This is a genomic window from Variovorax sp. Varisp85, assembly GCF_047304045.1.
GTDB lineage: Bacteria > Pseudomonadota > Gammaproteobacteria > Burkholderiales > Burkholderiaceae_C > Variovorax.
Genome location: NZ_JBGLYN010000026.1, coordinates 1 through 18,224 on the forward strand (window position 1 = coordinate 1; position 18,224 = coordinate 18,224).

Annotated in this window: 18 protein-coding genes; 7 read left to right on the forward strand and 11 right to left on the reverse strand. The window is 66.3% G+C overall.

Annotated elements, in window-relative coordinates:
* Positions 1-15: 15 nt before the first annotated feature.
* Positions 16-2,925 carry an aminomethyl-transferring glycine dehydrogenase gene (gene gcvP, locus ACCC97_RS12620; RefSeq protein ID WP_413333161.1) on the forward strand — a complete coding sequence of 970 codons (2,910 nt, stop codon included), beginning with the start codon at positions 16-18 and terminating at the stop codon, positions 2,923-2,925.
* A gap of 18 nt (positions 2,926-2,943) precedes the next feature.
* Here the strand turns inward: gcvP and ACCC97_RS12625 are convergent, their stop codons facing one another.
* From ACCC97_RS12625 to ACCC97_RS12645, 5 genes are all read right to left on the reverse strand, one after another.
* Positions 2,944-3,225 (reverse strand): hypothetical protein, encoded by a 282-nt coding sequence (locus ACCC97_RS12625; protein ID WP_007834440.1) that lies wholly within the window; start codon positions 3,223-3,225, stop codon positions 2,944-2,946.
* A gap of 95 nt (positions 3,226-3,320) precedes the next feature.
* Positions 3,321-4,241: a DUF3014 domain-containing protein gene (locus ACCC97_RS12630; RefSeq protein ID WP_007834437.1), complete on the reverse strand. Its 921-nt coding sequence runs from the start codon at positions 4,239-4,241 to the stop codon at positions 3,321-3,323.
* A gap of 129 nt (positions 4,242-4,370) precedes the next feature.
* A complete protein-coding gene (locus ACCC97_RS12635; RefSeq protein WP_413315139.1) occupies positions 4,371-5,048 on the reverse strand; it encodes an alpha/beta hydrolase in 678 nt (225 codons plus the stop codon).
* 10 nt (positions 5,049-5,058) lie between these two features.
* Positions 5,059-6,111 (reverse strand): NAD(P)H-dependent flavin oxidoreductase, encoded by a 1,053-nt coding sequence (locus ACCC97_RS12640; RefSeq protein ID WP_007834432.1) that lies wholly within the window; start codon positions 6,109-6,111, stop codon positions 5,059-5,061.
* An 88-nt stretch (positions 6,112-6,199) separates the two neighbouring features.
* Positions 6,200-7,501 (reverse strand): UDP-N-acetylglucosamine 1-carboxyvinyltransferase, encoded by a 1,302-nt coding sequence (locus ACCC97_RS12645; protein WP_413315140.1) that lies wholly within the window; start codon positions 7,499-7,501, stop codon positions 6,200-6,202.
* Between the two features lie 258 nt (positions 7,502-7,759).
* Between ACCC97_RS12645 and ACCC97_RS12650 the strand changes: the two genes are divergently transcribed.
* The 3 genes from ACCC97_RS12650 to ACCC97_RS12660 all read left to right on the forward strand — a co-directional run bounded on the left by ACCC97_RS12650 (position 7,760) and on the right by ACCC97_RS12660 (position 9,212).
* The gene (locus ACCC97_RS12650; protein ID WP_413333092.1) at positions 7,760-8,173 is read left to right on the forward strand and encodes a GFA family protein; all 414 of its coding nucleotides are present in this window, start codon (positions 7,760-7,762) and stop codon (positions 8,171-8,173) included.
* A gap of 201 nt (positions 8,174-8,374) precedes the next feature.
* A complete protein-coding gene (locus ACCC97_RS12655) occupies positions 8,375-8,545 on the forward strand; it encodes a hypothetical protein (RefSeq protein ID WP_413333094.1) in 171 nt (56 codons plus the stop codon).
* A gap of 88 nt (positions 8,546-8,633) precedes the next feature.
* Positions 8,634-9,212 carry a dihydrofolate reductase family protein gene (locus tag ACCC97_RS12660; protein WP_413333096.1) on the forward strand — a complete coding sequence of 193 codons (579 nt, stop codon included), beginning with the start codon at positions 8,634-8,636 and terminating at the stop codon, positions 9,210-9,212.
* Positions 9,213-9,277: 65 nt separating this feature from the next.
* Here ACCC97_RS12660 and ACCC97_RS12665 read toward each other — a convergent pair whose 3' ends face one another.
* The 3 genes from ACCC97_RS12665 to ACCC97_RS12675 form a co-directional block, all read right to left on the reverse strand.
* Positions 9,278-9,784 carry an O-acetyl-ADP-ribose deacetylase gene (locus ACCC97_RS12665; protein ID WP_413333098.1) on the reverse strand — a complete coding sequence of 169 codons (507 nt, stop codon included), beginning with the start codon at positions 9,782-9,784 and terminating at the stop codon, positions 9,278-9,280.
* A 402-nt stretch (positions 9,785-10,186) separates the two neighbouring features.
* Positions 10,187-10,795, reverse strand: a complete 609-nt coding sequence (locus tag ACCC97_RS12670; RefSeq protein WP_007828126.1) for a hypothetical protein — start codon at positions 10,793-10,795, stop codon at positions 10,187-10,189.
* 164 nt (positions 10,796-10,959) lie between these two features.
* Entirely contained in the window at positions 10,960-11,304 is a 345-nt protein-coding gene (locus tag ACCC97_RS12675) for a hypothetical protein (protein ID WP_413333101.1), read from the reverse strand.
* A 300-nt stretch (positions 11,305-11,604) separates the two neighbouring features.
* On the opposite strand from ACCC97_RS12675, the gene ACCC97_RS12680 reads away from it, so the two are divergent.
* Complete coding sequence (locus ACCC97_RS12680) at positions 11,605-12,168, forward strand: hypothetical protein (RefSeq protein ID WP_101488608.1); 564 nt, start codon at positions 11,605-11,607, stop codon at positions 12,166-12,168.
* Between the two features lie 57 nt (positions 12,169-12,225).
* Here ACCC97_RS12680 and ACCC97_RS12685 read toward each other — a convergent pair whose 3' ends face one another.
* The 3 genes from ACCC97_RS12685 to ACCC97_RS12695 all read right to left on the reverse strand — a co-directional run bounded on the left by ACCC97_RS12685 (position 12,226) and on the right by ACCC97_RS12695 (position 15,420).
* Positions 12,226-12,399: a hypothetical protein gene (locus tag ACCC97_RS12685; RefSeq protein WP_413333103.1), complete on the reverse strand. Its 174-nt coding sequence runs from the start codon at positions 12,397-12,399 to the stop codon at positions 12,226-12,228.
* 54 nt (positions 12,400-12,453) lie between these two features.
* A complete protein-coding gene (locus ACCC97_RS12690; protein WP_062471023.1) occupies positions 12,454-12,963 on the reverse strand; it encodes a DUF1993 family protein in 510 nt (169 codons plus the stop codon).
* Between the two features lie 309 nt (positions 12,964-13,272).
* Positions 13,273-15,420 carry a glycoside hydrolase family 3 N-terminal domain-containing protein gene (locus tag ACCC97_RS12695; RefSeq protein ID WP_413333105.1) on the reverse strand — a complete coding sequence of 716 codons (2,148 nt, stop codon included), beginning with the start codon at positions 15,418-15,420 and terminating at the stop codon, positions 13,273-13,275.
* Between the two features lie 128 nt (positions 15,421-15,548).
* Between ACCC97_RS12695 and ACCC97_RS12700 the strand changes: the two genes are divergently transcribed.
* Positions 15,549-16,844 carry a glucoamylase family protein gene (locus ACCC97_RS12700; protein WP_413333107.1) on the forward strand — a complete coding sequence of 432 codons (1,296 nt, stop codon included), beginning with the start codon at positions 15,549-15,551 and terminating at the stop codon, positions 16,842-16,844.
* 8 nt (positions 16,845-16,852) lie between these two features.
* Positions 16,853-18,223: a glycoside hydrolase family 15 protein gene (locus tag ACCC97_RS12705; RefSeq protein WP_413333109.1), complete on the forward strand. Its 1,371-nt coding sequence runs from the start codon at positions 16,853-16,855 to the stop codon at positions 18,221-18,223.
* Position 18,224: the final 1 nt, after the last annotated feature.

An 18,224-nucleotide genomic window follows, 5' to 3' on the forward strand; every position in this document is an offset into this window, starting at 1 on the left:
CCCTACCTCTCCGCCATGTCAAGCCACGCCCTCCCCTCCCTGCAACAACTAGAGAACGCCGAAGAATTCCTCGCCCGCCACATCGGCATCGATGCGGCGGACGAGGCGCGCATGCTGCCCGTGATCGGCTCGGAGACGCGGGCTGAGCTCATCGACGGCATCGTGCCCGCGGCCATTCGCCGCGCGAAGCCGATGCGGCTGCCCGCACCGGCGACCGAAGCCGATGCGCTGGCCGAGTTGAAGGTGATGGCGTCGAAGAACAAGGTGTTCCGCAATTTCATCGGCCAGGGCTACTACGGCACGCACACGCCGGGCGTCATCTTGCGCAACGTGCTCGAGAACCCCGCCTGGTACACCGCCTACACGCCCTACCAGGCCGAGATTTCGCAGGGCCGCATGGAAGCCCTGCTCAACTTCCAGACGATGGTGTGCGACCTCACGGGCATGGCCATCGCCAACGCATCGATGCTCGACGAAGCCACGGCCGCGGCCGAAGCCATGACGCTCGCCAAGCGCAGCGTCAAGAGCAAGAGCAACGTGTTCCTGGTGTCGGGCGACTGCCATCCGCAGACCATCGAAGTCATCAGGACGCGCGCTGCGCCGCTGGGCATCGAGGTGAAGGTGAGCACCGTGTCGGAAACGCTGCCGCACCTGATGGTGAGCGGCGAATTCTTCGGCGTGCTTGCGCAATACCCCGCCACCACCGGCCACGTGCACGACCTGCGCCCGCTCGCGGGCCACGCGCACCAGTGCGACGCCGCCCTCATCGTCGCGGCCGACCTGCTGGCGCTGACGCTGCTGGTCGCACCCGGCGAGTTCGATGCCGACATCGTCTGCGGCACCACGCAGCGCTTCGGCATGCCGCTGTGCAACGGCGGCCCGCACGCCGCCTACCTGGCCTGCCGCGATTCGTTCAAGCGTTCGCTGCCGGGCCGCCTGGTGGGTGTGAGCGTCGACGCGCACGGCCGGCCCGCCTACCGACTCGCTCTGCAGACGCGCGAGCAGCACATCCGTCGCGAGAAGGCCACCTCCAACATCTGCACCGCACAGGTGCTGCCGGCCGTGGTGGCCAGCATGTACGCCGTGTACCACGGGCCCGACGGGCTCACGCGCATCGCGCAGCGCGTGGCGGCGCTCACCGCCATCCTCGCCCGGGGCCTGTCGCAGATGGGCCGCGAGCTGGTCAACACCACGGCCTTCGACTCGCTGACGATCCGCACCGGCGACGACACGGCCGCGATCATCGAACGCGCGCAGGCTGGCGGCGTCAACCTGCGCCAGCGCCTGCAACAGCACCTGGGCATCTCGCTCGACGAAACCACCACGCGCGCCGACATCGAAACCCTGTGGGCCCTGTTCGTGCCCGCCGGCACCCCGATGCCGCGCTTCGACGACCTGGCCGCCAACACCGCGCCGCTCATTCCCGAAGACCTGCGCCGCACCAGCGCCTTTCTCACGCACCCGGTGTTCAACACCCACAAGAGCGAGACCGCGATGCTGCGCTACATCCGCAGCCTGTCGGACAAGGACCTCGCGCTCGACCGCAGCATGATCCCGCTGGGCAGCTGCACCATGAAGCTCAACGCGACCAGCGAGATGATCCCCATCACCTGGCCCGAGTTCGCCAACATCCACCCCTTCGCACCGGCCGAGCAGCAGCAGGGCTATGCGCAGCTCGACGCGCAGCTGCGCGCATGGCTGTGCGAGGCCACCGGCTATGCCGGCATCAGCCTGCAGCCCAACGCCGGCTCGCAGGGCGAGTACGCGGGCCTGCTGGCCATCAAGTCCTTCCATGAGGCCAAGGGCCAGGGCCACCGCAACATCTGCCTGATTCCGTCGTCGGCGCACGGCACCAACCCGGCCAGCGCGCAGATGGTGGGCCTGCAGGTGGTGGTGACGGCCTGCGACGCGCAGGGCAACGTCGACATGGACGACCTCAAGCGCGCCTGCGAGAAGCACAGCGCCCACCTCGCCGCCGTGATGATCACCTACCCGAGCACGCACGGCGTGTTCGAGACGCGCGTGAAGGAACTGTGCGAGCTCGTGCACGAGCACGGCGGGCGCGTGTACGTCGACGGCGCCAACATGAACGCGCTGGTCGGCGTGGCCGCGCCGGGCGAATTCGGCGGCGACGTGAGCCACCTGAACCTGCACAAGACCTTCTGCATTCCACACGGCGGCGGCGGCCCGGGCGTGGGCCCGGTCTGCGTGGTCGAAGACCTCGTGCCGTACCTGCCGGGCCATGCGACGGCCGGCGTCGCATCGAACGGCGTCGGTGCGGTTTCCGCAGCGCCGCTCGGCAATGCGGCCGTGCTGCCGATCAGCTGGATGTACTGCCGCATGATGGGCGCCAAGGGCCTGCAGGCCGCGACCGAAACGGCCATCCTCAGCGCCAACTACATCAGCGCGCGCCTGAAGGACCATTACCCGACGCTGTACGCAAGCCCGAACGGCCACGTCGCGCACGAGTGCATCCTTGACCTGCGCCCGCTCAAGGACACCAGCGGCGTCACCGCCGAGGACGTGGCCAAGCGCCTGATCGACTACGGCTTCCACGCGCCCACGCTGAGCTTCCCGGTGCCGGGTACGCTGATGGTCGAGCCGACCGAGAGCGAGCCTCTGGCCGAGCTCGACCGCTTCGTCGACGCGATGATCGCCATCCGCGGCGAGATCCGCCGCGTGGAGGAAGGCGTCTGGCCGAAGGACGACAACCCGCTCAAGCACGCGCCGCACACGGCCGCGAGCCTGCTCGGCACCGAGTGGCCGCACCCCTACTCGCGCGAACTCGGCGCGTTCCCGCTGGCCGAACTCAAGCAGGCCAAGTACTGGCCGCCGATCGGCCGCGTCGACAACGTGTACGGCGACCGCAACCTGTTCTGCAGTTGCGTGCCGGTGGGCGAATACCAGGAAACCGAAGAGGCCTGAGAAGGCCCGCAGGCGGGTTCAGCCGCGCCGCGCCGCGGCGCCCTTCTTCGGTGGGGATTCGCGGCGATAGATGGCCCACTTCACAGTCAGGATGTCCGCGGCGATCTTGGCCGCGTTGACGCCCGCATAGGCCTCGGACGGGTTGAACTGGAATGCCTCCTGGTATCGCTTGACCTGCGCGTAGTCCTGGTCGAAGGTCATCGGGCCCATGAGTTCGGCAGGATCGGCGCCCGCGGGAAGCGCGAGGAATTTCTCCGGATCGGTGGCACTCTGGTAGAGGTCGACGCTCATCGGGTTCATACGTTTGTCCTCGAGATCTTGGTCTTGGGAACAAATCATCTGCGGCATCTGCGCGGCATGCAATCAGTCCGCGCCTACACGGCGCACCGTGCGCGTCAGGGCTGTTTCTTCTTCGCCAAGCCGGCCGTGGCGATCTGCTCGCGGAAGCCGCGCAGGCTGGCCTTCAGCCTGCGTTCGTTTTCGAGCCCCACCCGCACCATGATCTTCTGGCCGGAAGAAAGCGACTCCAACTGCGGATCGGCGTATTCGTAGCGCACCCAGGGCCGCTGCGAAGGAACATTGCCCTTCACCTCGACCAGCCGCACCTGCACCGGTCCGGCGGGCTCCGGCGCCTGCAGCAGGTGGTCGATCACGGCAATGAGCCGGTCGTTGAAGTAGCGCCCCGGATAGCCGAGTTCTTCATAGGCTTGCTGGAACAGCGGGTAGAGGCGGGCATACGTCTTGGCCGCCTTCGCAGGATCGACCGATTCGGCAAACAGCACGATGGCGTTGTAGCGCGCGGCGTTGTTGGGCGCGATGACCTGTTTCTCGCCCTGCCCTGCGGTGGTGAAGCGCTGCCTGGCCGGCTGCACCGGCCACGCACTCGCTGGCGCCTGCTCGCGCGCGAGGTTGTCGACCGTTGCCACGAAGCGGCGCACGACACCGTCGAACTTCAGGAAGTCGGCCACGTTCTTGCTGCCGAGCAGGTCGACGAGCGCCTTCATCACGCGCGTATCGGAATCGGTGACGGTAGGCAGCCCCGTGTCGGGCACGGCAATCGCGTCGATGGGGTTGCGCGGCTCCAGGGACTCGGGCGCGGGCACGGGCGCCGGTGCGGGCGCGAGCCCGTCGTTCGGCGCCGCGGCCACCGGCGGGGCCTCGGGTAGTTGTTGCTGCTGCTGATACCAGCGCCAGCCTACGAAGGCCGTCCCGAGCACCACCAGCATGAAGGCGACGATGGCGCCTACGGGCATTTCGCGGCGTGGCCGGAATTCGGGGGAATCGTCCCCGGAGCCGGGGGTATCTCGGTCGGACATGGCGGCACTTTCCTTCTGCTAAGGCTGTGTGTGATGCGGAGAGACCGGTCATGTTGCACCAATCGGGCGCTCCATGGCACCACGGCCGCGTAACGCCCTGTGTCGCCCCGTGCCGCGCAAGCTGCGCAATCAGGCCGCGTCGGTGGGCCCGCTCAGCGATTGCAGCCAGGCAATCGACCCCTGCAGCTCGGCCGGGCGGATCTCGTGCGCGCCCGGAAAGTCCGAGCCCGACAGCGCCAGCGGCAAGCCGCGCGCCAGCTCGCGCGTGGCCTGCGCGGCGCTCGGCGGAATCACGTTGTCGGCGCTGCCATGGCTCACCCACAGCGCCTTGCCCTCGAAGGCCTCCGGCGGCGCGATGTGCGGCACCACCTGCGAGAGCAGCCGGCTGTGCCACACCATCGCGGCACGCACGCTCTGCGGCTTGGTAAGCAGCTGCGACAGCGACATGATGCCGCCCTGGCTGAAGCCGCCAACCACCACCCGCTCGGCCGGCACGCCGAGCTGCTGCGAGGCCGAGGCGATCATCTCGCCGACGAGGAAGCGGCTTTCGCGCTCCTGCTCTTCGTTGATCTGCCGCTCGCCGTTCGGCAGCACCTGGAACTCGAACCACGCGTAGGCACCGGGCGACAGCACATACGGCGCGCGCAGGCTCAGCACGTGGAACTGCGGCGGCATCAGCCGCGCGAGGCCGAACAGGTCCTGCTCGTTGCTGCCCACGCCGTGCATCAGCACCAGCAGCCAGGGTTCGCGGGCCTCGGGCCGGGCCGCGTGTTCGAGGAATTTGAGGGGCAAGTGAAGTTGAGGCATCGATGGATCTTCAGACGGTTGCGTGAAAGCCTTGCGCGAGCGCGCGGGTAACTTCGGCCGCCGGCACCTCGCGGCAGCCGGTTGCGTTCTGCCCCGACCACAGCGGAGAGAAATCGCCGCTGCCCTGCGCCTCGGCCTTGGCCCGCAGCGGCGCAATGCCCGAGGTGGCCAGTGGAAACTCCGGCGCGGCCTCGCCGATGGGCCCCAGGTCGCGCATCACACGGTTCACGATGCCGCGGGCCGGTCGGCCGGTAAAGAGATTGGTCAGCGCCGTGTGCCGCGCGGCCCTGCCCTTGAGCGCCTCGCGGTGCAGCGCGCTGGTCGTCGCCTCGGGCGTCAGCATGTAGGCCGTGCCCACCTGAACGCCTGCAGCGCCCAGCGCCATGGCCGCGGCCACGCCGCCCGCATCCGCGATACCGCCGGCCGCGATCACCGGCACCTTCACCGCATGCACTACCTGCGGCACCAGCGCAAAAGTGCCGAGCTGCCTCGTCAGGTCGTGCGAGAGGAAATGGCCGCGATGCCCGCCGGCCTCCAGTCCTTGGGCGATGACGGCATCGGCGCCGCGCGCTTCGAGCCACAGCGCCTCTTCCACCGTGGTGGCCGAGGCCAGCACCTTCGCGCCCCAGCCGTGCACCCGCGCCAGCAGCGCCTCGGAGGGCAGTCCGAAATGAAAGCTCACCACCGGCGGTGCGAATTCGGCCAGCAGCTCGGCCACCTCGGCGCTGAAGGGGTTGCGGCCCGGCCCGGTCGGAATCCCGGCCGCATCGATGCCGAACTCGGCGTAGTAAGGCGCCAGCGCGGCGCGCCACGCCGCCTCGCGCTCGGCGCTCGGCACGGGCGGCGTATGGCAGAAGAAGTTGACGTTGAAGGGCTTGTCGGTGCCCGCGCGGATCGCGGCGAGCTCGCTGCGCATGGCCTCGGGGCTCAGCATGGCGCAAGGCAGCGAACCGAGGCCGCCTGCGTTGCTCACCGCGATGGCCATCGCGCTGCCCTGAATGCCGGCCATCGGGGCCTGGATCAACGGGAGTTCGGTGCCGAGAATCTGCTGCAGCGTGGTCATGAAGGCGCTCCTTTTGTGTCGGATACCGCCGATTCTCCCGCCAAGGCGGAGTTGCCTCCCGCAACAGGGCCATCGCCCGTGGATCAGCTCACTCCTCGCTCGTCCACTCCACCTGCACGCCAAGGCTGCGCAGGTTCTCGACGAAGCGCGGATGGGCGCGGCGAATGGGCGTGGCGTTGCGGATCTCGGAACGCCCTTCGATGCTCGCCGCCACCATGAACAAGGCGATCGCCACGCGGATGATGTACGGGCTTTCGACCACGGCCGGCGTCAGCGGATTGCCGCCGAAGGTGATGAGCCGGTGCGGGTCCGAAGAGAACACGTGCGCGCCGAACTTCGACAACTCGCCCGTCCAGCCCAGCGCCCCGTCGTACACCTTGTTCCAGAACATCGCATTGCCCTGCGCGCGCACGCCCAGCGCGATGAAGATCGGCAGCAGGTCGACTGGAAAGTAAGGCCACGGCGCCGCCTCCACCTTGGTCAGCACGTTGCTCGTGAAAGGCGTCTGCACCTTCAGCGGGCCGCTGCGGATGGCGCGCGACCAGCCGTCTTCATGCACGATCTGCACGCCGAACTTCGCGAACGTGCGGTCGAGCAGCGGAAAGTTTTCGGGTGCGCTGTTGCGCACGACCACGTCGCCGCCGGTGATGGCGCCCAGCGCCAGGAAGGTCGTGATCTCGTGGAAGTCTTCGTCGAAGCGGAACTCACCGCCCTTGAGCGTGCCGCCGCCGTGCACAGTGAGCCGCGAGGTACCCATGCCTTCGATGCGCACGCCGATCATCGCCATGAAGCGGCAGAACTCCTGCACGTGCGGCTCCGACGCCGCATTGGTCAACGTCGAAGTACCGCCCGCTGCGGCTGCGCACAGCACGAAATTCTCGGTGGTCGTGACGGAGGCGTAGTCCAGCCAGTGGTCCGTGGGCGTGAGGCGGCCCGCGCTGCGCACCAGCAGCGAGCCTTCGGTGCGCTCCACCTCGCCGCCGAAGCGCTGGAACACCTCCACGTGCGGATCGATCTCGCGCACACCGAGCGTGCAGCCCTTCACGTTGTCCTCGAGCCGCGCCACGCCGAAGCGCGCCAAAAGCGGCGGCACCAGCATGATCGACGAGCGCATCTCCTCCGGCAGCCGGTGGCGCGATGCGTCGAAGGCAGTCTCGCGATGGTGCAGCTCGAGCGTGCCGGTCTCGTGGTCCATGCGCACGTCGCTGCCCAGGGTGCGGAAGATGTCGAGGATCTTGCGCACGTCGGTGATGTCGGGCACGCCGTGCAGGCGCAGCGGCTCCCAGGTGAGCAAGGTGGCACAGAGCACCGGCAGCACGGCGTTCTTGTTGGCGGAGGGGGTGACGCGGCCACGCAGCGGCGTTCCGCCGTGCACGATGAGGTTGGACATGGGGGGCGAGCGGAAAAGCGGGAGGCGGTGGAAAAAAGGGCCGCGGACGATCCGAAACCGGAGACGGGAACTTTACCGTCTGGCAGCAGACTGGATGGCGCCGAAGTTGTAAGCACTTCAAATGGCGGCCCTGGCATCCAGCCGGCTCGGCGAAGCGACTCGCGACGAACTTGTTACTCCCCGCGACACGCGTGCCCCCGCTAGATTGGCTGCACCCGGCCAGAGCCGCCGGAAAGCACACCCCGAAGGAACCAGGAAATGACCCACGCCTACACCGGCGGCTGCGCATGCGGCGCAGTCCGCTACGAGATTTCAGCCGAGCCCATCTTCCAGAACGACTGCCAGTGCCGCGACTGCCAACGCAAGAGCGGCACCGGCCATGGCTCGTACCTCACCTTCCCGCGTGGCGGCGTGAAGCACAGCGGCCAGGCCGCGCTGTGGGACATGGTCGGCGACAGCGGCAACGTCAAGACCCGGGCGTTCTGCCCGCACTGCGGCTCGCCCGTGTACATGACCTTTGCGGCGATGCCCGACATCTTCACGGTGCACGCCGCGAGCCTCGACGACCCTGGCCGGTACAAGCCACAGGCGGTCACGTATGCCGTGCGCGGACATCGATGGGATTTTCTGGACCCGGCATTGCCCAAGTTCGACAGGATGCCGCCGATGTGAAAGGAAGGTGACGGCCCTACCCCGCCAGCGCCTCGCACTGGACTCGATCCGCGCGTGAAGGAGGCCCGGCGTTGCCGAGAGAAGTCGCTGCGGCGAGGCGCGCTGGCATGCGTCGAAGAGCGGTGCGGGGTCTGAGTCGGACAAGCCGGCATCGCGCTGGTCTTCGTCCCAGGCGAACAACTGGACGAGCGTTTGCGCGCCTTGCACTACGTCGCGGGCGCCATTCAGGAAGACGGCTTGCCTCTGTTGGGAGAGATCGAGCTTCCCGCCGGAACAGACTGCTTCCAGCTCGCCCGCGCGGACCTGGCCGGCTCGCCTCAGACTCCCGAGCGCTTCGATGAGCCACAGATGGCGCGCGCGAGCAACGCCTGACTCCTAGGCCGGCGGAGTTGCGCGAAGACCGAGAGCGGTTCAGCATCCTCATCCCCTCCAAGCCCAACAACCAAACACGGAGACCCGAATGAGAAAGCTCAAGATCATGGAGCACGTGTCGCTGGACGGCGTGATCCAGTCCTCCGGCGAAGACGGCTTCCCGTATGCCGACTGGACGGCGCCCTACCGGACTCCCGCCGGCCGGGACGAGGTGCTCGCCGCGCACGGCGGGCGCTTCGACCTGCTGCTGGGCCGGCGCACCTACGACATGTGGTCGGACTACTGGCCGAAGGTGCCGGCCAGTCCGATGGCTGATGGCTTGAATGCGGCCACCAAGTTCGTCGTCACCCATCGCCCGGAAAGCCTCGCGTGGGGGCCGTTCGAGGGCGTCGGGCCGGACCCGGTCGAGGGCGTGCGGCGCATCAAGTCGAAGGCTGGCCCGGACCTGGTTCTGTGGGGCAGTTCCACACTGACATCGACGCTGCTGGAGCACGGACTTGCGGACGAAGTCATGCTGATCCTCTATCCGGTGCTGGTGGGCACGGGCAAGCGCTTCTTCGCCGAGGGGACCCCGGGGTGTTCCTTCGAGCTCGCCAGCACGAAGACGACGCCGTCCGGCCTTGTCCTCAATACCTACAGGTTCGCCGCGCCGTTGAGGCCGGCTTAGGCCGTTGGACAGCGCGGCGGCGGGCCTCAGTGTCTGCCATGGTGAGAAGGAGGCCTACACCCACCTTATCCAAGAACAGACCTGTAAATTGCCAAGTCTTCGTCTGAAAAACAGCAGAACGTGACCTCTGCAATGACCGAAGTTTCTTCCAACGCAGCGCGGACCGCATCAACGGCCACCTGCGCAGCCCGTTCGATCGGGTAGCCATAGATGCCCGTACTGATGCTCGGAAACGCCACCGTTCGCGCCCCGTATTCGTTTGCGAGCATCAGCGATTTTCGGTAGCAGGACGCCAGCAGGTCCGCCTCGCCGTTTACCCCTCCCCTCCAGACCGGACCGACCGTATGAATGATGAAGCGGGCCGGTAGCCGATAGCCTTTTGTGATCTTTGCATCACCTGTTTTGCATCCCCCCAGCAAGCGGCACTCATGTACCAGCTCAGGACCTGCGGCGCGGTGGATTGCTCCATCGACACCGCCCCCGCCAAGCAATGACGAATTGGCTGCATTGACGACGGCATCGACCGACAGCCCAGTGATGTCGGCTCGAATAGCATGAAGTCTTGTTTTCATGAGATGTGCTTGAAGGCCCGACCGTCCGCTACTGTGGCTGAATTCTGCCGGAGCGGTCGCCCGATCGGGCTGACGTTAGCCCTCTGGATGAAACAGTTCCGGCAAAAGTCGGTGCGCGTATTCAGCCTTAAAGCCCAGGCATCCCTGAAGTAGGCGGTGTTTCGCTCAAGGTCCGGCACAGCCAGCACGAACGAAAACGGGCGCAGTTGGTTTGCTTGTGACATCGGACCTCCCTTGGCGTGGCAGTTTATGGCTCCTGGCCGACTGTAGCTGGTCGCGCTACCGTCGCGAAAGGGCCCATTGTGGACATCAAGCCTCCCCGGAAGCAGTCGTTCGACCTGAAGGTCAGAACCGTGTCGTTCCAACGCCATCCCTCTTGTTGAGGCGCAGACGGGCACTCCCCTACAGCTTGCGAGTGTCAAGCAGCCAAGATCTTGCGGCTCGTTCTGCTTCGTCTTGTGGTCCCCAGAATGTGAAGCCCTTTCCTTCGAAGTCCCGAATCAAGAAGGCTACTGCGCCATCAAATGGAATAGCAGGTCGTTCAAGATGCGCAGTCATCTCCTCGGAAGTAATGTCGGCCGCCGGGTGGCCGGTTCCATGTGCGAACTTGGAGATAGAAGCATCACTCACAACCACCAGCTTCTCGGTTCCCAGCAAGATGAAGAATCTCGGTGATGCAGATGCGCTGTGCGGAATAAGCATCCCGCCGGAATACACCGCGATGAGTCGCTTTCCATCAAATCTCTTGCGCTCTAAATAGAAAATTCGAAAGTTGTCCGACTGCTCACTCAAGAAGAATGTACCCGCTTCATTCTGGCCGACGGGTACGTATCGGCCTGCTTTTATCGCGAGCGCATATTGAACCTTCGCGAGGCCCGCGACACCCTCGTGCACGAAGTCTTCTGCCGGCGCGCGCGCTGCCACGCCTGACACAGGCTTTAGATTCACTGTTTGAACTGCGCAACCCGCGAGAGCGAGCACGATGGAGACGAGCACTGTTTTGAAGAGCATGAAGTCTGTGTGGTAGTTGATACGCCGGGAGGTTGCACATGAGTTGCAGAAGTGAATACCTCTGCCGAGTTTCGGCTGCGCTTCACCATGTCTTGTACGTCATTGGCTTTGACTAGATTCCGGTCAGAGCCGAAGAGCCGGTTCTGGCCGGGTGCCGCTGTCGGTTAGTTGTCGGACCAAGCCCAACCTTTGCGGGCCATACAGCCCATCAAGATGTCCTGTTTCAGTTGTTCGCCATCGGCTCTGAGACTGTTGCTGGCACTGATGCACTGTTGATACAGATATGGCGCCATGGTCTCTGGGCACCCGTGCTGCTCAGGGACTGCCTGCTTCTTGACTGCCGCAGCGTCGGCTTGGCATTGCGCAAAATCACCCCTGGCGATCGCGTTCCACTGTGCTTTGGGAAGATTCCGGGCTTCCAATTCCTCGTTACTCCATTCTGCGTGCGCTGCACCAAGGGCGATGCAGGCGAGCACAAGAGCGACAAGCTTTTGAACTGCTATTCGCATTGTTGGGTCCTGGCTCCGAAGGTCCGGTCGTGGCCGATAGTACCTATTCGAGCGAGCCTTTCGAAGGCTGGCAGTCGCTGCATGGCCGTCCTTCGTGTGCGCCCGCTTCAGACTGTTGCGAGACAGGCCTGCACGCCTGACTATCTCGCGAATGCACAACCAATCATTTCATTTGCATCTTTTACTCAGAGCAAATCAGCCGGCGCATCATGTCTTGTGCATGTCGTATCGATGCACTTTGGGTCTCGGCTCGACCCACCCGGCCGCTCCGGTATCCAACTACTTCAATTGGAGACCCAAATGAAAAAATTCATTCCCAGCGCCATCGCCAGCCTCCTGATCGCCGGGGCAATCTTGCCGGCCGCCGCCAAGGAGAAAGTCGTCGACCGGAGCATCACGGAAGCGGAAGTCCTGGGGGCCCAGCAGGCCTGGTGCAAGGCGCTGGTCGACATCAGTGCTGCGAATTCCAGCGCAGGGCAGCCGGCCGCCAGGGCGCTGGCCGAGAAGGTCATCGACAGCGCCTACGCCTACCAGCTGGGCGCAGTGCTGTTCAAGCCGACGCTCACGACATCGCCGCAGACCTTCCGCACCGCTCGCGACGGCGCGCTGGCGTACTTCGTGGGCGGCAACCCTGCCTTTCCCAACGACACCGGCTTCGCCCTGAAGGGCTGGACCAAATGCGAGATTGCCAACAGTGCCGTGCTCATCCACGGCGACGTGGCCAGCACGCTGGGTAACGTGCTGTTCACTGACCCGGACGGCAAGGTCACCACGGTCGACAAGACCTGGACTTTCGTGAAGGACGGTGCCGGCAAGCTGCGCATCGTCGTGCATCACTCGTCGCTGCCGTACGCTGGCCGTTGAACACCGCGTTCGAGTGCCGGCAGGCCCAGGCTCTAGGGCGGCGCCTTCAAGGGGCCTTCATCGGGTGATGACGGCCCCTCGGAGGACCGTCATTGGCGGCTCAAAGGCGCGAATCGGTGGCAGCACGCCGTCGTAGCGCGCGACCTGCACCGTAGTGCGTTGCCCCGCGCAACCCTGCGCCAGCGATGAGGTGCCGATGTCGCGCGTCAACACATTGGGGTTGCCGTGCACGCTTGCACTTCGAGCGGCAGTGGCCAGAGTGGCCGAACGCCTGTCTGTCTTGAGTCAGTAGGCCCCCATGTAGTCGCGCTTGCCGATCTCCATACCGTTGTGGCGCAAGATGGCATAGGTGGTGGTCACGTGGAAGAAAAACTGCGGCAGTCCATAGTGCAGAAGGTATGCGCTTGCGGTCAGCTTCTTTTCCTTGGGGGTGCCGGGGCGCAATACGATCTCGCGGCTCTCGCTTGAATCAAATTGCTCAGGCTTGAAGGAGCCGATATGGGCCAAAGCTTTGGCGATCAACGCTTGCAGGTCGGCGAAGCTGACCTCGGTGTCGGGCCAGGACGGCACCTCGGCACCAGCCAGGCGGGAGGCAATGCCCTTGGAGAAGTCTGCGGCGATCTGTACCTGACGTACCAGCGGAAACATGTCAGGGAACAGCCGCGCCTGCAGCAGCGCATTCGGATCGATATTTTTCTGCGTCGCCTGGTCTTCGGCCTTCTTGAGCACGTCGGACAGGGCGCGCAGCATCTGCTGCATGACGGGAACGGAGGCGTTGTACAGCGGGCTGGTCATGGTTAGTTCACTTCTAAAATTGGGCACGATGGCCGGAGTTGGCGTGGCAGAGGCCCTGCCGACCATGCAAGGCTAACAGCACAGGGCGAACTGAATCGCCCCGGCTTTTGTGGCCAGCTTTTCTCCCTGCTGGTAGTCGGAGCAGCCGCGTTGAAGGGCAGTTCATCAGCAAGAAGCGGACGTCAATTGCAGACGCACGACAGACCGCGATCGCTGCGTAACCGCCCTTCGAGGATGCCCGCTTCAGGCTGGCTGCCCCCTTACCTACGCCCCGCTCACAAACGGCCGGTCTCCTTCAGCGCCAAGGTTTCAACCCAATTCAATGGTCCGACGCAGCAACCCCGATTGCTCGGCACTCGGCCCGACAAGGATCTCCACCTCGCCCGCCTCGAACAAGGGCAGCAGGTTCGGCCCGAGGTAACGCAACTCGGACGCCGGTAACTCCAGCTCGACCGCGCCGGCTTCGCCGGGCATCAATCGCAGCTTCGCGTAGCCCTTGAGTTCCAGCAGCGGCCGGGTGACACGGCTCACCTTTCCGCGCACGAACAGGAAGACGGTCTCTTCAGCCTCGCGCACGCCAACGTTGCGCAGCCTGACGCTGATCTTCAGCGCGTCCTGCTCGCGCACGCGCCGCGGCTCGACCTGGAGTTCGTCGTAGCTGAACCGGCCGTAGGTCAGTCCGTGGCCGAAGGCATACAGCGGCGTGTTGTCGACGTCCTGGTACTTGCTCGTGAAGTAGTCGGCGGGATTCATCGGCCGGCCGGTGGGACGCTGGCCGAAGTGGATCGGCACCTGTCCGACGGCGCGCGGCCAGCTCATCGGCGTGCGGCCGCAGGGCGATGCCCGGCCTGTGACCACGTCGGCGATCGCATGGCCCGCTTCGACGCCGAGGAACCACGCAGCCAGCAGCGCATCGGCGTGTTCGGAAAGCCAGGGGACGACGAGCGGACGGCCCGAAAACAGGATCGCGACGACGGGGATGCCTAGCGCACGCGCGCGGGCCGTCACCGCTTCGGCCAGAGCCTGCTGTCGACCGGGAAGCGCGGGCGTGGCGCGGCTGGCCGCCTCGCCGCTCATCGTGGCGCGCTCGCCCAGGCACAGCAGAACGGCGTCGGCGCCCTCGCACAGCGCGACAGCAGCTTCGATGCCGCTGTCGTCGTCGCTCTCGATAGCAACGCCCGGCGCGTGGCGTATGTCGGTCTGCGGCAGCGCGGCGCGCAAGCCGGCAAGCACGCTGACGGCCGGCTCGTGTTCGCCGGCACCCCACCACGGGCCTTTCATCTCGGTGCTCGCGTCGGCCAGCGGGCCGATGACGCACAGTGCCTTGGCCGCCGCGGACAAGGGCAAGGTGTCACGCTCGTTCTTCAGCATGACGATGGCCCTGCGCGCGGCGTCGCGCGCCACCGCGCGCCGCTCGGCGACAACCGCCGCGGGCTCCGGTGTCGCGCCGCGGCGGTAGGGGTCGTCGAACAGTCCGAGCTGTTCCTTGAGCCGCAACACGCGGCGCACGCTGGCGTCGATCTCCTCGATCGTCACGCGCCTCTGCTCGAGCGCGACCGGCAGGCCCTTGCGGTATGCGTCGGCCATCATGTCGATGTCGACGCCGGCCTTCAGCGCCAGTACCGCGGCATCGACGAGATCGGCGGCAACGCCGTGCTTGATGAGTTCCGCGATCGCGTTGTAGTCGCTGACGATCACGCCCTCGAAGCCCATCTCGCCGCGCAGCCAGTCGCGCAGCAAGGGAATGTGCGCCGTCATCGGCACGCCATTGAGATCGGTGAAGGCGGGCATCAGCGTCGCGACGCCGGCGCGCACGGCCGCCGCGAAGCCCGGCAGATGCACTTCGCGCAAGGTGCGCTCGGAGATGTCGACGGCGGCGTACTCGCGCCCCGCGGCGACCCCGCCGTACGCGACGAAATGCTTCGCGCAGGCGGCCAGCGATTCGGCCGACGACAGGTCGGCGCCCTGGAAACCGCGCACCTTGGCCTGCGCGATGCGCGCGTTGAGCCACGGGTCTTCGCCGGGGCCTTCCGCCGTGCGGCCCCAACGCGGGTCGCGCGATACGTCGAGCATCGGCGCGAAGGTCATCGCCAGTCCGTCGGCCGCGCCTTCGCGCGCGGCCTCGCGCGCGGTGCGCTCCCAGAGCTTGTCGTCGAAGGCGCCGGCCTCCGCGAGCGGGATCGGAAAGAGCGTGCGATGGCCATGGATGATGTCCAGGCCGATCAAGAGCGGAATGCCCAGCCGCGACTTCTCGACGGCCAGCCGCTGCATCTCGTGCGTGGGACCGGCGCCCACCATGTTCAGCAGGTTGCCGACGGTGCCGTCGATGATCGACTGCGTGGAGTCTCCCGCGAGCACCGGTCCGGTGACCGTGTAGCTGGAGGCCGTCATCGTGAGCTGGCCGAGCTTTTCGGGCAGCGTCATCCGGGCCATGAGGGAATCGATGCGACTCATCATCAGGGATTTCGAATAGAACCCAGGGGACCTAATGATGGCATGCTGCGGGGGAACCGTCGGCCGCGTGGCGCCGATGATTCGATGAAAACCAACCGTGACACCCGGGACGACAACGAAAGGAACTGTTCGTGCAGAAGGATGACAGGAACCCGAGGGCACTGGCTGCCCTGCCCGATGAAGCCTTGATCGACGCCGTGCAGCGGCAGACCTTCCGCTATTTCTGGGACGGTGCGGATGCCGCCAGCGGCCTGGCACTCGACCGCCGCACGCTCGTCAGCGCCACGGGCGAAGACCTGGCCGACGAGAGGGTCGCGATCGGCGGCACGGGCTTCGGCATCATGGCCATGATCGTCGCGGTGGAACGCGGCTGGGTCACGCGGGACGCAGCGCTGGAGCGCCTGGGGCGCATGCGCGACGCCCTCTTCCGCGCCAGGCGCTACCACGGCGCCTTCCCCCACTTCATGGACGCAGCAAGCGGCGCGACGATCCCGATGAGCCCCAAGGACGACGCGGGCGATCTGGTCGAGACCTCGTTCCTCTGCATGGGCCTGCTCTGTGCGCGCCAGTATTTCAGCGAGGACACGGCCGCGGCGCGCCGGTTGCGCAGTGACATCGACACACTGTGGCACGAGGTCGAATGGAACTGGTTCACCCAGGGCGGACGGGACGTGTTGTATTGGCACTGGAGCCCGAACCACGGCTGGGCGATGAACCATGAAGTGCGCGGCTGGAACGAGTGCCTCATCACATATCTGCTGGCGGCGGCCGCGCCGCGCCATGCGATCGATCCGCGGGTGTACCACCGCGGCTTTGCGGCGGGGGCTGGTTTCCTCAACGGCCGGTCGTACTACGGCATCGAGATACCGCTGGGCATGCCGTATGGCGGCCCGCTGTTCTTCACGCACTACTCGTTCTGCGGCCTCGATCCGCACGGCCTGAAGGATCGCTACGCCGATTACTGGGATCTCAACTGCCGCCACCTGCAGATCAACCGTGCACACTGCATCGCCAATCCTCATGGCCACCCGGGCTACGGCGAATCGTGCTGGGGCCTGACCGCCAGCGACGACCCCGACGGCTACCTCGCGCACGCCCCGGACGTCGACAACGGCACCATTTCGCCGACGGCCGCACTGGCCAGCCTGCCGTATGCGCCCACCGAGGTGATGCAGGTTCTGCGGCATTTCCTCACCGTGCATGGCACGCGCTTGTGGAAGGACTACGGCTTCGTCGATGCGTTCTGCGAACGGCGCGATTGGTTCGCAGAGACTTTTCTCGCCATCGACCAGGGCCCGATCGTCGTGATGATGGAGAACCATCGCACAGGCCTGCTCTGGAAACTGTTCATGAGCGTGCCCGAGGTGCAGGCCGGGCTGCGCCGCCTGGACTTCAGCAGCCCGCACCTCGGGTCACCGGCACTGTGACATTCGGCGTGGCGAGTCATCAAGACCCGGCGTTCGAGTCCTGGCTCGACGGACAGCTCTCACATTCGGCGAGCGCGATGCTGTCCAGCGTCTCGCCGGTGTCGATCGTCAAGCATCGCCCAGGCTTCGGCCAGACCATACGGCCGGTCGCCGGTGCCATCGTCGCCTCGCCGGTGCTCGGCAACTACGACCCTGACCCGGACTACTTCTTCCATTGGTTCCGGGATTCCGCCGTCGTCATCGATGCGCTGCGCCTGCTCTACGTCGAGCGACGCATCGGCGCCGAAGCCCTGCAGCATCTGCGCGACTTCATCCGCTTCAGTCTTGCCTTGAACGCACTCGACGGCCGCGCGATTGCCGCGGTGCAGGACCGCAGGACGCGCGTGGCTCCCGAATTGCTGCAGTACCTGCGCGAGGACCATGAGCTCGCGGGCGTCCACGGCGATGCCGTCGCCGCCGAGACGCGGGTGAACCCCGACGGCACGCTCGATGTCCTGCGTTGGGCGCGCCCCCAGCACGACGGGCCGCCGCTGCGAGCGCTGGCGCTGCTGCGCTGGGTGGCCGGCGGGCACCTCGACGCGGCCCTGCTGGCCGAGGTCGCGCCGCTGATCCGCTTCGACCTCGGCTTCACGCTGCGCCACTGGCGCGAGCCGTCGTTCGACATCTGGGAGGAGGAAAGCGGCCATCACTACTACACGCTGCGCGTCTCGGCAGCAGCGCTGGCCGAAGGCGCGGCATGGCTGGAGGGCCTGGGCGACGCGGCGCAGGCGCAGCGCTGCCGGGAGGAGTCGCAGGCCGTGCTGCGCCTGCTCGATGGCTACTGGGTCGATGAGGAAGGCGCGACGCACGGCTACTACCGTTCGCGCGTGCTGGCCGATGGCCGGCCCAGTCCGAAGGCGCTGGACATCGCGGTGATCCTGTCGGCGATCCACAGCCTCGGCACCGAGGCCTCGCACAGCCCGGTCGATCTGCGCATGCAGGCCACGCTGGCGCGGCTCGACGCACTGTTCGACGCTGCCTATCCGATCAACCACGGCCGTGCCGCAGGCCGTGGCACGGCGATGGGCCGGTACGCCGGCGACGTGTACTGCTCGGGTGGCGCGTACTACTTCTCGACGCTCGGTGCCGCCGAGTTCTGTTTCCGCGCCGCGGTGCTGGGCGGCGATGCACGCCATGGGAACCAGTGGATGGAGCGCGGCGACGCCTACCTGGCCACCGTACGCACCTACACGCCGGCCGGCGGTGATCTGTCGGAGCAGTTCGATCAGCACAGCGGCGCGCAGACCTCGGCGAAGCAATTGGCCTGGAGCCACGCCGCGTTCATTTCGTGTGTCTTCGCGCGCCGCATCGCGGCCGCCGCCTCTCAGGCATCGCGGTAAC